Below are 13,856 nucleotides of genomic sequence, written 5' to 3' on the forward strand. Positions count from 1 at the left end.
ATCAGCGGCGAATGCGGGTCATCTCCGGGTCGACCAGCGGTTCGACGGCGACGGTGGCGCGCACCTTCCGGTCGAAGTACTGGATCTCCACCGAAGTCCCCGGCGTGGCCGATGCGGGCAGCCACGCGTAGGCGATCGGCTTGCCGATCGTGTGGCCGAAGGCCGCCGACGTCACGTAGCCGGCAGCCTCGCCGTCGACGAAGACCGGTTCGCTGCCCATCACCACGCTGCGACCGTCGTCGATGGTCAAGCACGAAAGGCGGCGGGTGACGGTTTCAGCGCTGAGGTCGGCGACCGCGTCGTAGCCGACGTAACCGGTCTTCTTCTTGTTCAGGGCGAACCCGAGCCCGGTCTCGTACGGGTTGTGCTCGGTGGTCATGTCGCTGCCCCACGACCGGTAGCCCTTCTCGAGGCGGAGGCTGTTGAAGGCGGCCCGTCCCGCGGCGATGACGCCCAGCGGTTGCCCGGCTTCCCACAACGCGTCCCAAAGCCGCTGACCGTACTCCGCGCTGGTGTAGATCTCCCAGCCGAGCTCGCCCACATAGGACAGTCGCATCGCGGTGACCGGGATACCGGCGATGTGCGCGTGCTTGAGGCGGAAGTACTTCAGCGCCTCGTGGGAGAAGTCATCGCCGCTCAACGGCTGCACCAGATCCCGGGCCAACGGCCCCCACACACCGACGCAGCACGTACCACCGGTGATGTCGCGGATCTGGACGCTGCCGTCGTCCGGGGCTTCCCGCCGGAAGTAGTCCAGGTCGAGATTGCCGTTGGCCCCGACCTGGAACAGCTGCGCGCCGAGCCTGGCCACGGTGACGTCGGAGCGAACGCCGCCGGCCTCGTCGAGCATCAGGGCGTAGGTCACCGAGCCGACCGACTTGTCCATCTTGCCGGTGGTCAGCCGCTGCAGGAACTCGACCGCCCCGGGCCCGCTGACCTCGATGCGTTTGAGCGAGGTCATGTCGTACATGGCGACCGCGGTGCGGGTCTTCCACGCCTCGGCCGCCGCGATCGGCGAGTGGAACATCGCCGACCACGCGTCGCGCGACGGCGGCTGCCACTCGGTCGGCAGCTCCTTCACCAGACGCGCGTTGGCCTCGTACCAGTGCGGCCGTTCCCACGCGTGCGACTCCAGGAAGAACGCTCCCAGCTCCTTCTGCCGCGCGTGGAACGGACTCACCCGCAGGTCCCGCGGCGAGAACTTCGGCTGCAACGGGTGCCGGACGTCGTAGATCTCCACGAAGTTCTGCTGCGAGGTCTCTTCGACGTAGGCGTCGGTCGTTTGGATCTCGTCGAACCGGTTGACGTCGCACCCGTGGAGCTCGGTCTCGCTGCGGCCGTTCACCAGCAGCTGCGCGACGGCGCGGGCGACACCGGCGGAGTGGGTCACCCACACGGCTTCGGCGACCCAGAACCCGGCCACGTCCGGGGACTCGCCGACCAGCGGCCCGCCGTCGGGGGTGAAGGAGAAGATCCCGTTGAAGCCGGAGTCGATCTTCGCATTTCGCAACGACGGGAGCAGCTCCTTGCTGTGCTCCCACGAGGCAGCGAAGTCCTCCTCGGTGAACGGCAGCATCGAGGGCATCGCCGCCTCGCTGACGTCGTCGCCGTCGGGCAGCTCCGACAGCCGCGCGGGCATCGGACGGTGGGCGTAGCTGCCGATGCCTAGGCAGTCGTTGTACTCCCGGAAGTAGAGATCGCGGTCCTGGTGGCGAAGGGCCGGCAGGCTCGCCTCGGTCTGCTCGTCGTTGCGCCCGACGAGCTCGGCGATCTGCCCGGTGCGCGCGAACTGGTGGGCCAGCGGGAGCAGCGGCACTTTCATGCCGACCAGCTCGCCGACGGCCTTGCCCCAGAAACCGGCGCAGGAGACCACGATGTCCGCGGCGATCTCCTCGTCGCCGCCCGTGCGCACCCCGGTGACGCGGCCGTTCTGCTGCAGGACCTCCGTCACGCAGGTCGAACCGCGGAACACCGCTCCGCGGGCCTCAGCGCGGCGGATGAGGGCGGTGACAGCTCGGGGTGAGTTGGCGAGTCCGTCGGTGGGCGTGTGGAGACCGCCGAGAACGCGCTCGCGGTCGAGCAGCGGGTGCAGCTCCGCGCACCGCTCCGGCCCGACGACCTCGCTGGGGACACCCCAGGAAGTCGCCCAGCCGTGCTTGCGGTGCAGGTCCGCGAGCCGTTCCGGGGTGGTCGCGATCTCGAGTCCGCCGACCTGGTTGAAGCACCGGTCGCCATCCACCTCGATGTTCTTGAACTTCTCGACGGTGTAGGTCGCGAACTCGGTCATGGTCTTGGAGGGGCTGGTCTGGAAGACGACGCCGGGTGCGTGCGAGGTCGAACCACCGGTGAGGGGCAGCGGTCCCTGGTCGAGGACGGTGACGTCGGTCCAGCCGCGCTCGGTGAGCTCGTCAGCCAGATTGGCGCCGACGATCCCGGCGCCGATGATGACGACACGAGGGGTGGTGCTCATGGCGGGGCTCTCCTTAACTGGACGGTCTGCGGTGACCGCGCGGAGGATGCTTGGGGGTGGGGAGGTCGGCCGCGCCCACGATCGCGGCCGACCTCGTGCTACTCGGTGGTGCGGAATTCCTCGGCCGTGTCGAGCAACCAGTCCGCGAGGTACCCCGCGAATGACGGCCGGACGAAGATCCGGAAGTCGTCACCGTCGCCCAGGGCGAGGATCAGCACCCCGGTCTGGCCGATGCTGGTCTGCGCGCTCGATCCCTTCGGGAACGCTGCGGGCCGCAGGTCGATCGAGCACCCGAACGACAGCAGTTCGCGTGCCAGCGCACCGCTCAACCGGATCGACGTGCGCTGCGCGGACACGTCTACGGCCGCGCCGTCGTGGGCGGACACGACCTTGACGAGCGAATCCTCCAGCTCGTGCGGGCGGGAGACCGTGCTCGTCACGAGCCATTCGTCCGGGCCCAGCCAGACGATCTGGCCCTCGGGTGTGGAGGTCCAGGTGTTGGGTTCGACGGGCAGCGCCGAGCCCAACGCGTGCTCCACTGCCGCGGCACCCGGGCCGGCGGCATCGATGCGCAGGTCCGTCGCGGACACGAGTTCCTCGGGTTTGACCACCAGTCCGTCGATCGCCCAGCTCAGCGCCGCCAACGCGTGCTTCCAGGCTTCCAGGGGGTGCGTCGCGCACAGCGTTTCAGCCATCTCGGCGTGCTCCTTCCGGGTCCACCAGCACGGTTTCGCCGATCTCCGCCTCGACCAGCGCGCCGTCCACCGGGACGTGCACGAGGTCGCCGATGCGGGCGCGACCGTTCTTCACCAGCGCCAGGGCGAACGGCCGCCCGAGCTCAGCGCTGTGGTAACTGGACGTGATGTGGCCGAGCATCGGGACCGGCGGCTCGGGAAGGGTCCCGTCCTCTCGGCGTTCCACGATCTGCGAGCCCTCGCGCAGCTTGGTGAGCCGATCCGTCGGGAGCAGCGAGACGAGCTGCTTCCGCAAAGGGTTGTGGTTCTCGGCCCGGGAGAACGAGCGCTTGCCGATGAAGTCTTCCTTCTTCTTCGACACCACCCAGTTCATGCCGAGGTCCTGAGGGGTGACCGTGCCGTCGGTGTCCTGCCCGATGATCGGGTAGCCCTTCTCGGCGCGCAGCACGTGCATCGTCTCGGTTCCGTACGGTGTGATGCCGAAGCGCTTCCCGGCCTCCAGCAACCGCTTCCACAGCGAAAGTCCGTACCAGGAGTTGACGTTGACCTCGTAGGCCAGCTCACCGGAGAACGAGATCCGGGCAACTCGGACCGGAACGCCGTCGAGAGTCGTGTCCTTCCACGACATGAACGGAAACTCGTCGTTCGACACGTCCAGTTCGGGGAACACCTCGCCGACCACCTCGCGCGAACGCGGCCCGACGACCGGGAAGACCGCCCACTGCTCGGTGACCGACGCGAGGTGCACCCGCAGCTCGGGCCACTCCGTCTGGAGCCACTCCTCCATCCAGTCCAGGACCATCGCCGCTCCGCCCGTGGTCGTGGTGACCAGGAAGCGGTTCTCCTCGATGCGCAGCACCGTGCCGTCGTCGATGATCATGCCGTCGTTGCCGCACATGACGCCGTAGCGCACCCGGCCGACCTTGAGGGTGCTCATCATGTTCGTGTAGATCCGGTCGAGGAAGACACCGGAATCCGGACCCTGGACATCGATCTTGCCCAGCGTGGAGCCGTCGAGGATGCCGACGCCGGCCCGCGTCGCCGCGCACTCCCGCAGCACAGCGGTGTCCATGTCCTCGCCGGGCTCCGGGTAGTAGCGGGCTCGCTTCCACTGACCCACGTCTTCGAACGCCGCACCGGCGTCGACGTGCCAGGGGTGCACGGCGGTGATCCGCTCGGGGTCGAACAGGTTCCCGCGTTCACGCCCTGCCAGAGCCGCGAAGGCGACCGGTGTGTACGGCGGCCGGAAGGTCGTGGTGCCCAGCTCCTCGATCGGACGGCCCAGCAGTTCAGCGGTGATGCCGGAAGCGATCACGCCGGAGGTCTTGCCCTGGTCGTGCGCGGTGCCGATCGTGGTGTAGCGCTTGACGTGCTCGACCGAGTGCAACCCGGCGCCGACCGCGCGGCCGATGTCGCTCACCGTGGCGTCGCGCTGGATGTCGACGAACTGCCTGTCCGGGTCGCCGTCGGTGCGCCAGATCACCTTCGTCGGCGTGCGGGCAGGCTCCGGGTCGACTGCCGGCGCCTCCGCACCGGCCCCGTCCTGCACGACGCCGGCCTGGTCGAGGGTGCCGTTGGCAGCACCGATCACCGTGATCCCGGGCAAGCTCCCGGACGGCCGGAAAGAACCGAGCGAGGCGTCGTAGGCCAACGCGCCCTTGACGTGGCTGAACAGGTGCACCGCCGGGTTCCAACCACCCGAGACCAGCAGCAGGTCGGCGGGGATTCGCACCTCGCCGTCGGCGTTGCGCGCGACCACCGCGCTGACGTGCTCCTCGCCTTCAGCGCCGACGACCACTGTGGACGCCGAAACCTCGACACCCCGTTCCACCGCACGCGCCGCCCACTCCGGCGGCAGTTCGTCCCTGGCGTCGAGGATCGTCACGTCCGCACCGGCGCCGGAGAGGTCGATCGCCGCGGAGTAGGCGGAGTCGTCGCTGGTGAACACGACGACCTTTTGCCCAGCGAGCACGCCGTAGCGGTGCAGGTAGTCCCGCGCCGCCGACGCGAGCATGATTCCGGGGAGGTCGTTGTTCTCGAACACGATCGGACGCTCGTGCGCGCCGGCCGCGACGACCACCTTCAGCGCGCGGATGCGATGCACGCGTTGTCGGCTGCGGTTCGACGACGCGTCGGTGCCGAGGTGGTCGGTGCGGCGCTCCAGTGCGAGCACGAACCCGTCGTCGTACTGGCCGAACGCCGTCGTGCGCTGCAGGTGCAGCACCTCCGGATTCGCGGCCAGCTCGGCGACGACCTCCGCCACGAACTCCAGCGCCGGGAACCCGTCGATCCGCTCAGCACCGGTCAGGCTGCCGCCTGCGGTGGCACGATCGTCGACCAGGACGACGCTCTCCCCGGCGCGGGCAGCGCTGCGCGCAGCCAGCAGCCCGGCCGGGCCGGCGCCGATCACCAGGGTGTCGACGTGCGTGTGCTTGCGGTCGTAGCGCGCTGGGTCGGGCTCCTCGGCGAGGCGCCCCTGGCCGTTGACGCCGCGAGCGACGAGCCCATCCGTCAGCTCGATCGTGGCGGCCTGCAACATCGGCTCCGGGAAGGGCTCCTCGATCTGCACCAGTCCGGTTGCGTCCTCGGTCCACGCGGCGCCGATCCCGCGCGGCCGTCCCAGCTTCACGCTGGTGCCGATGCGGTGGACGTCGTTGGCCAGCAGGGCGGAGGCCAAGGTGTCGCCCGGGTGACCGGTGTAGGTGCGGCCATCGAAGGTGAAGGTGAGTGTGCGACCGCGGTCGATGCGGCCGTACCCCTCGATCCGGCTCATGGCTGTCCCGCCTCTCCGCGATTCACAGTGGTGGTTGCGTCCAGACCGATCTCCCGTTGTGCGGTTTCTAGTGGCTGGTTTGCATCACGGTCCCCTGAGGTGCGGTTGAGGAGGACTGGGGTTGACACAAGGCTCCTCATGACCGCACCTCTGGCTTCGTGGGTTCCGCGCCGGGAACGCTGGGCACAGGTTCACCGACCTTGTAGATGGCGAGGAACTCGTACGTGCGGGTGTCCCGCACGGCGTTGAACCAACGTCGGCAGCCGGTGCTGTGGCTCCACCGCTCGGGGAACGGCCCCTTCTGGTTGTCGCGGTAGAAGACGAACTCGGCCCACTCCTGGTCCGAGAGATCGGCTGGGTTCTCCGGGTAGGAGATGTCGGCTTGGCCGCCGTAGTGGAACTCGACCTCCTCGCGGGGGCCGCACCAAGGGCAGTGGATCAGTTGCATGGCTAGGTGTCCTCGGTTTCAGTGGGCGACGGCTGCGGCGCCGTGTTCGTCGACGAGCGCTCCGGTCGTGAAGCGGTCGAGGCTGAACGGGGCGACGTACGGGTGCGGCTCGCCGTGCGCGATCGTGTGCGCATAGCACCAGCCGATACCGGGCGTGGCCTTGAACCCTCCGGTTCCCCAACCGGAGTTGACGTAGACGTTCTCGAACGGGGTGTGACCGACGATCGGGCTCGCGTCCGGGGTGACGTCGACGATCCCGGCCCAGGTGCGGAGCAGGTGCGCGCGGGCGAAGATCGGGAACAGCTCGACCGCTGCCGCCATCTGCCGCTCGATGATGTGGAATGCTCCGCGCTGCCCGTAACCGTTGTAGGAGTCCACGCCTGCGCCCATCACGAGCTCGCCCTTGTGCGCCTGCGAGACGTACACGTGCACCGCGTTGGACATCACGATGGTCGGGTGCACCGGTTCCAGCAGCTCCGACACCAGTGCCTGCAGCGGGTGCGACTGCAACGGGCTGCGGACGCCGAGCTTGTCCAGCAGAACCGAAGTGTGCCCCGCCGCGCAGAGCGCGACGGCACCGCAGGCGATGTCACCGCGGGTGGTGCGCACACCGGTCACCCGTTCACCGTCCACAGTGAACCCGGTGACCTCGCAGTCCTGGATCAGGTCGATCCCGGCCTCATCCGCACTGCGCGCGAAGCCCCAGGCGACGTAGTCGTGCTTGGCGATCCCGGCCCGGGGTTGGTACGTGGCGCCTTGCACCGGGTACCGGATGTCCGAGGAGACGTTGACGATCGGGCAGACCTGCTTGACCTCTTCCGGGCCCAGCCACTCCGCGTCGATCCCGTTGAGCTTGTTGGCCTCGACTCGGCGGATCGAGTCCCGGATGTCCTGCTCGGTGTGGGCGAGGTTGAGGACACCGCGCTGGGAGAACAGGATCGGGTAGCCGAGGTCGTCCTCCAGTCCCTCCCAGAGCTTCAGGGAGTGCTCGTAGATCGCAGCGGATTCGTCCCACAGGTAGTTGGACCGGATCAGCGTCGTGTTGCGGGCCATGTTGCCACCCGCGAGCCACCCCTTCTCCAGCACGGCGACGTTGGTGATGCCGTGGTTCTTCGCCAGGTAGTGCGCGGTCGCCAGACCGTGCCCGCCACCACCGATGATGACCACGTCGTAGGACTTCTTCGGCTCCGGGTTGCGCCAGAGGAAGTCCGGGTGTTCGGGCAGCTCCGCGCCGGGAGGTGTGGTGTTCGTGTTCATGCCTGCAGCTCCGGGTACAGAGGACGGCTCTGGGCGAGGTTCGCGACGCGCTCGGTGAGGGCGTCGAGGCCGGCTTCCGGCGTCTCGGTGCGCAGCGCCAGCGCGATGATGTCCGCGACTTCGTGGAAGTCCTCTTCGTCGAAGCCGCGCGCGGCCAGCGCCGGAGTGCCGATGCGGACGCCGGAGGAGACCATCGGCGGGCGCGGGTCGAACGGGACAGCGTTGCGGTTCACCGTGATGCCGACCCGGTGCAGTCGGTCCTCGGCCTGCTTTCCGTCCATCTCGGAGTTGCGGAGATCGACCAGGACCAGGTGGACGTCGGTGCCGCCGGACACCACTCCGACGTTCTCCTCCAGCAACAGCCGGTCGGCCAGGATCTTCGCGCCGGCGAGAGTGCGCTCCTGCCGCTCGCGGAAAGCGGGTTCCCCGGCGAGCTTGAACGCCACCGCCTTGCCCGCGATCACGTGCTCGAGCGGACCGCCCTGCAGGCCGGGGAACACGCTGGAGTTGAGCTTCTTCGCCAGGTCCCCTTGCGCGAGCACGACCCCGCCGCGCGGACCGCCAAGCGTCTTGTGCGTGGTCGAGGTGACCACGTGTGCATGCGGGATCGGGGACGGGTGCAGCCCTGCGGGCACCAGCCCGGCGAAGTGCGCCATGTCCACCATAAGGTAGGCGCCGACCGCATCGGCGATGCGCCGGAACTCCGCGAAGTCCAGGTGTCGCGGATAAGCCGACCAGCCCGCCACGATCAACTTCGGTCGGCGTTCCTTCGCCAACCGCTCCACCTCGTCCATGTCGATGAGGTGGTCGTCTTCGCGCACGTGGTACGCCACGGCATCGAAGTACTTCCCGGAGAAGGTGAGGCGCATTCCGTGCGTCAGGTGTCCGCCGTGCGCGAGGTCCAAACCGAGGAACGTGTCGCCCGGCTGCAGCAACGCGGCCATGACCGCCGCGTTCGCCTGGGCGCCGGAGTGCGGCTGAACATTCGCGTACTCGGCCCCGAACAGCGTCTTGGCCCGGTCGATCGCCAACTGCTCGATCTCGTCGACGTTCTCGCAGCCGCCGTAGTAGCGGCGCCCCGGATATCCTTCGGCGTACTTGTTGGTCAGCACCGAGCCCTGCGCCTGCATCACGCTCAGCGGCGCGAAGTTCTCGCTCGCGATCATTTCCAGCGTGCCCCGCTGCCGGATCAGCTCGCGGTTGACGGCCGCATGGACCTCCGGATCCGCTTCCGCCAGTGGCAGACCGAGCACGCTCTCGGCGCTCGGCGCCCCTTGACGATCAACCGTTACGGACATGCGGCCGACCTCCCGGTGTATCTGTGAGCGGTGATTGATATATCAGTTACATGTCAAATTAAGGGCCGTCGCACGCTCGGTCAACAGCCCGAGGACGACTTCTCGCGGAAATCCGGCGGTCAGTACCCCCGGGCTATCCACTCCTCCAGGTGCGGCGCCTCGGAAACCATGGTGGTCGAGTCACCATGTCCGGTGTGGACGGTGGTTTCACCAGGCAGGGCAAGCAGGTTGCGGCTGATGGAGCTGATGATCGTGTCGAAGCTGGAGTAGGACCGCCCGGTGGCACCGGGTCCGCCCTGGAACAGGGTGTCCCCGGTGAAGATGGTCTTCAGCTCGGGGGCGTGGAGGCAGATCGAGCCCGGCGAATGCCCCGGCGTCGACAGGACGCACAACTCGATACCGGCCACCGCGATGACCTGCCGATCCGACAGCTCCCGGTCCGGTTGCCGGTCCGGGTGGGTCAGCTTCCACAGCGGAGCTTCGGCCGGGTCGAGCAGGATCGGCGCACCGAAGCTGTCGGACAGGACCGGCGCCTGGCCGATGTGGTCGTCGTGGGCGTGGGTGCACACGATCGCCGTCACCCGGCGATCGCCGATCCGCTCGGCGACCGCTTCGGCGTCGTGCGCGGGGTCGATGACGAGGACCTCGCGCTCGTCGCCGATGAGCCAGACGTTGTTGTCGACCTCCCAGGTGCCCCCGTCGAGGGAGAAGGTGCCCGAGGTGACCAGGTGCTCGATGGGACTCACAGGACCACCACCGAACGCAGCACGTCACCGCGGTGCATCTTCTCGAAGGCGTCCTCGACGGCGTCGAGGGAGATCTCCTCGGTCACGAACTTCTCCAGCGGCAGCCTGCCCTGCAGGTGCAAGTCGACCAGGGCCGGGAAATCGCGCGAGGGCAGGCAGTCGCCGTACCACGAGGACTTCAGCGCACCGCCGCGTCCGAAGTACTCGATCAGCGGCAGCTCCGGCGCCATCATGTCCGGTGTCGGAACGCCGACGAGCACGACAGTGCCGGCCAGGTCGCGGGCCTCGAACGCCTGCTTCCAGGTCTCCGGGCGCCCGACGGCGTCGACCACCACGTCGGCTCCGAATCCCCCGGTGTGACTCCGGATGGCTTCGACGACATCGGTCTCCCGGGCGTCGACGAAGTGCGTGGCACCGAATTCCCGGGCCTGGTCGAGCTTCCGCGGATCGCGGTCCACCGCCACGATCGTGCTCGCTCCCGCGAGCTCAGCCCCCGCGATGGCCGCATCACCAACACCTCCGCAGCCGATCACCGCGACCGAATCACCGCGGCCCACTCCCCCGGTGTTGATCGCCGCACCGATCCCCGCCATCACCCCGCATCCGAGCAATCCCGCCACCTGCGGCTTGACCCGTGGATCGACCTTGGTGCATTGTCCCGCAGCCACGAGGGTCTTCTCCGCGAATGCACCGATCCCCAGTGCCGGGCTCAGTTCCTGCCCCGACGCCAGCGTCATCTTCTGCGTCGCGTTGTGCGTGTTGAAGCAGTACTGCGGCTTGCCCTTGCTGCAGGCACGGCACTGCCCGCAGACCGCACGCCAGTTCAGGATCACGTAATCGCCTGGGACGACGTTGACGACGCCCTCGCCGACCGATTCCACGATGCCCGCGGCCTCGTGCCCCAGCAGGAACGGGAACTCGTCGTTGATCCCGCCCTCGCGGTAGTGCAGGTCCGTGTGGCACACCCCGCACGCCTGCACCTGCACGACGGCCTCACCGGGGCCGGGGTCGGGGATCACGATCGTCTCAACCGTGACGGGCTTGCCCTGCGCGAGCGAGACGACTCCGCGGACCTCTTGTGGCATAAAGCCTTTCTCCTTCTTCGCGCTTGTTGCTCGACCACCGACGCACCCGCCGGTGGTCGAGCGCAGACCAGGATTCCGGATATGAGCCCCCGAACTGGGGGCGAGAACGCTATTGCGACGCCAACTGTGACATGCGGTTGGTATATCAGCCCAGAGCGCGGTGCGGCCATTTCACGGCGCAGGGACGTGCACCGGGTTTCCCCGGATTCCGGCAAGCCTCAGTCCGAGATCGCGGACGTCACCCAATCCCGGAACTCACCGATGTGGTGCTCGCTTGGGACCAGCACGCCACCCGAGGCGTACGCCCGCGACGACATCGCCGGCTGGCAACGCTCGCACGCGTCAAAGTCCTGCTGGTTGACCCGGTGGAACAGCTCCACCGAACTCGAGAGATCGGCACCGCTGTCGATGACCTCCCGCGTGTAGAGCCAGTCGCACTCGACGATCGTCCGGTCCACCGCCACCGGGTACATGCGGTGGAAGATCACGTGGTCCGGGACGAGGTTGATGAAGACCTGCGGGTTGATCGTGATCGCGTAGTATCGTCGATCGTGGTCCTCATCAACGCCGGCGAGGGTTTCGAATCCACCCTGGCCGTCCACGGTGAACCCGGCGATCTCCTCGCCGAACTCCGCCCCGTGTCCCACGAAGTACTGCGCCGCGTAGCCATCGGCGAACTCGGGCAGCACTTCAGTCAGCTCGGGATGGATGGTCGCGCAGTGGTAGCACTCCATGAAGTTCTCGACGATGAGCTTCCAGTTCGCCTTCACGTCGTAGGTGATCCGGCGACCGACCACGAGTTGGTCGATGCCCCAACCGTCGATGGCGGAAGGATCGCCCATCCTGGCCGTGACCGCTCCCTGCACCGCGTCCTCGAAGGACGGCGGCTCGTCGGCGAGGCAGACCCAGACGGTTCCGAGCCACTCCTCCAAGGCGACGCCGATGAGGCCGTACTCGTCGCGGTTGACGTCCTTCATGGAAGTCAGGTTCGGTGCCGCGATCAGCGAACCGTCGAGGCCGTAAGTCCACGCGTGGTACGGACACTGCAAAGACTTGCGAACCGATCCGGTCTCCTCGGTGCACAAGCGCGCACCGCGGTGCCGGCAGACGTTGAGGAAGGCTCTCAACGCACCGTCGCGACCGCGCACGATCAGCACGCTCTCCCCTCCGACGTCGACATTGCGGAAGCTGCCCGGCGAGGGGATGTCGCTGCTGCGGGCCGCGGCGAACCAGTTGCTCTGGAAGATCCGGGACTTCTCGATCTCGAAGACCGCTTCGTCGGTGTAATGCGATCCCGGCAGGGTCGGGATCAGGCTGGATGCGGATTCCGGCTTCTGCTGGCCGTGGGCTTCGACGGAGCTCACGAACGATCCTTTCCTTCTGCTGCAGTGCGGCGATGAACAGTCGGCGCGGTTCTGGGGCGTGGAGGGCTCGAGGAACAGGCGAGCCCGATCCGCGCCCGAGGACCACAGCGCTGGCGAAACGAGTGGACTGCGCGAGTGCGATCAGCGCACCGCTGGCAGGAATCCCGCCAGCTGGCGGCGCCACCTCCCGAACGAGCGGGCGCGATCGATCCCGAGAACCCCTTCCGGGTTCCCGTCCTGATCCCGGTAGAGCACGAGGAAGTCGAGCGATTCGAGGCTCCCCTCGAGCACTTCGATCGTGGAACCCTCAGTGCGGCGGCCGGCGAACTGGATCTTGTGGCCGTACTGGTCCGACCAGAAGTACGGCACCTCGTGGTGCGTCGGCGGGGCGTAGTCCCGGCCAAGGAGGGCGGACACTCCGGCGACCGGCTGCTGCAGGGCGTTGGTCCAGTGCTCCATGCGGCGCGTTGCGCCGAGGAAGTTGCGGTGGGAATTGGCGCAGTCGCCCACCGCGACGACGCCGGGGACGTTCGTCGCGCCTTGCGCGTCGGTCACAACACCGTCGTCGAGCTCGACGCCCGACCCGCTCAGCCATTCCACGCACGGTTCCGCGCCGATCCCAACGACCACCACGTCTGCGGGCAGTTCACGACCGTCGGACAAGCGGACGGCCGTCACCCGCTCACCACCGACGAGTTCGGCGAGCGTGGCACCGGTGTGCAGCCGCACTCCCTTCGTGGCGTGCAAACCGGCGCAGATCCCGCCCATCTCCACGCCGAGCGGCTTCAGCAGCGGCACGGGCGCTGCTTCGACGACATCGACTTCAACACCCAGGCCCACCGCCGTCGAGGCGATCTCGGAGCCGATGAACCCCGCCCCGATCACGACCAGGCGGGCTCCCGCGACCAGCTCCTCGCGCAGGGCCACTGCGTCGTCGAGCGTGCGAAGCGTGTGCACGCCCTTCGGCAGCTCCCAGGGGAGGTTCCGGGCCCGGGCGCCAGTCGCCAGCACCACGCCGTCGGCCACGATCCGCTCACCGTCGTCGAGCACCACCGCCCGATCACCGGTGTCGAGAGCAGTCGCCGTGCGCCCGAGGCGCCAGTCCGCGAGCAGCTCGTCGTCCTCAGGCGTCGCCAGTTTCAGATCGTCTTCCGAAACCGTTCCGGCTAAGAACTCCTTCGACAGGGGCGGGCGGTCGTAAGGCGCGTGGACCTCGTCGCCGACCACGACGATGCGCCCCTCGAATCCCTGATCGCGCAGGGATCGGGTAGCGGTCAGCCCGGCGAGGGACGCACCGACAACAGCGATCGTCTGCATCAACGGACCCCTTCGCCGAGCAATCCAGCAACGTCCGCGCCGGCATCCGCACCGACTTCGACCGTTTCGCTAACGAAGACCTGCCCGTCGGCGATGACCACCTCGTGCGTTCGCACGGGCTTCCGCGCAGGCGGTCCGCTGGGCTTTCCGGTGCGGAGGTCGAAGCAGGCGGCGTGCAAGGGGCACTCGACCGCGCAATCCTCGAGCCAACCATCCGACAGCGACGCATCCTGGTGGGTGCACGTGTCGTCAATCGCGTAGAAGGTGCCGTCCGCGTTGAAGACCGCGATTGCCACGCTGCCCTGCACGCGTACAGACTCCCCGACCGGAATATCGGCCACCGCGCCAACTAAGATCATCGTTGCTCCTGTTGCTCATTGCGGAACACGACGTGCGATTCGCA

At 68.0% G+C, this 13,856-nt stretch carries 11 protein-coding genes; all 11 read right to left on the bottom strand.

Features of this window, described 5'->3' with window-relative positions; all coding sequences use genetic code 11:
* Position 1: 1 nt before the first annotated feature.
* Positions 2-2,470: a GcvT family protein gene (locus tag AC07FN_RS22875; protein ID WP_478397441.1), complete on the bottom strand. Its 2,469-nt coding sequence runs from the start codon at positions 2,468-2,470 to the stop codon at positions 2-4.
* A 98-nt stretch (positions 2,471-2,568) separates the two neighbouring features.
* Positions 2,569-3,165, bottom strand: a complete 597-nt coding sequence (locus AC07FN_RS22880) for a sarcosine oxidase subunit gamma (RefSeq protein ID WP_478397442.1) — start codon at positions 3,163-3,165, stop codon at positions 2,569-2,571.
* Positions 3,158-5,938: a 2Fe-2S iron-sulfur cluster-binding protein gene (locus AC07FN_RS22885; RefSeq protein WP_478397443.1), complete on the bottom strand. Its 2,781-nt coding sequence runs from the start codon at positions 5,936-5,938 to the stop codon at positions 3,158-3,160. Before AC07FN_RS22885 ends, AC07FN_RS22880 begins: the two co-directional genes overlap by 8 nt.
* A gap of 136 nt (positions 5,939-6,074) precedes the next feature.
* The gene (locus AC07FN_RS22890) at positions 6,075-6,386 is read right to left on the bottom strand and encodes a sarcosine oxidase subunit delta (protein WP_478397444.1); all 312 of its coding nucleotides are present in this window, start codon (positions 6,384-6,386) and stop codon (positions 6,075-6,077) included.
* Between the two features lie 18 nt (positions 6,387-6,404).
* Complete coding sequence (locus AC07FN_RS22895; RefSeq protein ID WP_478397445.1) at positions 6,405-7,643, bottom strand: sarcosine oxidase subunit beta family protein; 1,239 nt, start codon at positions 7,641-7,643, stop codon at positions 6,405-6,407.
* Positions 7,640-8,941: a serine hydroxymethyltransferase gene (locus AC07FN_RS22900; RefSeq protein ID WP_478397446.1), complete on the bottom strand. Its 1,302-nt coding sequence runs from the start codon at positions 8,939-8,941 to the stop codon at positions 7,640-7,642. Before AC07FN_RS22900 ends, AC07FN_RS22895 begins: the two co-directional genes overlap by 4 nt.
* 119 nt (positions 8,942-9,060) lie before the next feature.
* Complete coding sequence (locus tag AC07FN_RS22905; RefSeq protein ID WP_478397447.1) at positions 9,061-9,687, bottom strand: MBL fold metallo-hydrolase; 627 nt, start codon at positions 9,685-9,687, stop codon at positions 9,061-9,063.
* On the bottom strand, positions 9,684-10,772 hold the full coding sequence (locus AC07FN_RS22910; protein ID WP_478397448.1) for an S-(hydroxymethyl)mycothiol dehydrogenase: 1,089 nt from the start codon (positions 10,770-10,772) through the stop codon (positions 9,684-9,686). Before AC07FN_RS22910 ends, AC07FN_RS22905 begins: the two co-directional genes overlap by 4 nt.
* A gap of 218 nt (positions 10,773-10,990) precedes the next feature.
* Entirely contained in the window at positions 10,991-12,136 is a 1,146-nt protein-coding gene (locus tag AC07FN_RS22915) for an aromatic ring-hydroxylating oxygenase subunit alpha (protein WP_478397449.1), read from the bottom strand.
* Between the two features lie 141 nt (positions 12,137-12,277).
* Positions 12,278-13,453, bottom strand: coding sequence for an NAD(P)/FAD-dependent oxidoreductase (locus tag AC07FN_RS22920; RefSeq protein WP_478397450.1), 1,176 nt, complete (start codon positions 13,451-13,453; stop codon positions 12,278-12,280).
* A complete protein-coding gene (locus tag AC07FN_RS22925) occupies positions 13,453-13,812 on the bottom strand; it encodes a bifunctional 3-phenylpropionate/cinnamic acid dioxygenase ferredoxin subunit (protein WP_478397451.1) in 360 nt (119 codons plus the stop codon). Before AC07FN_RS22925 ends, AC07FN_RS22920 begins: the two co-directional genes overlap by 1 nt.
* Positions 13,813-13,856 lie beyond the last annotated feature (44 nt).

This window comes from Saccharopolyspora sp. NPDC045941 (genome assembly GCF_056431445.1).

Bases quoted from the DNA above. Each gene is read 5' to 3' on its own strand.
- AC07FN_RS22875 (WP_478397441.1), bottom strand. From the start codon at position 2,470: ATGAGCACCACCCCTCGTGTCGTCATCATCGGCGCCGGGATCGTCGGC.
- AC07FN_RS22880 (WP_478397442.1), bottom strand. From the start codon at position 3,165: ATGGCTGAAACGCTGTGCGCGACGCACCCCCTGGAAGCCTGGAAGCAC.
- AC07FN_RS22885 (WP_478397443.1), bottom strand. From the start codon at position 5,938: ATGAGCCGGATCGAGGGGTACGGCCGCATCGACCGCGGTCGCACACTC.
- AC07FN_RS22890 (WP_478397444.1), bottom strand. From the start codon at position 6,386: ATGCAACTGATCCACTGCCCTTGGTGCGGCCCCCGCGAGGAGGTCGAG.
- AC07FN_RS22895 (WP_478397445.1), bottom strand. From the start codon at position 7,643: ATGAACACGAACACCACACCTCCCGGCGCGGAGCTGCCCGAACACCCG.
- AC07FN_RS22900 (WP_478397446.1), bottom strand. From the start codon at position 8,941: ATGTCCGTAACGGTTGATCGTCAAGGGGCGCCGAGCGCCGAGAGCGTG.
- AC07FN_RS22910 (WP_478397448.1), bottom strand. From the start codon at position 10,772: ATGCCACAAGAGGTCCGCGGAGTCGTCTCGCTCGCGCAGGGCAAGCCC.
- AC07FN_RS22920 (WP_478397450.1), bottom strand. From the start codon at position 13,453: ATGCAGACGATCGCTGTTGTCGGTGCGTCCCTCGCCGGGCTGACCGCT.
- AC07FN_RS22925 (WP_478397451.1), bottom strand. From the start codon at position 13,812: ATGATCTTAGTTGGCGCGGTGGCCGATATTCCGGTCGGGGAGTCTGTA.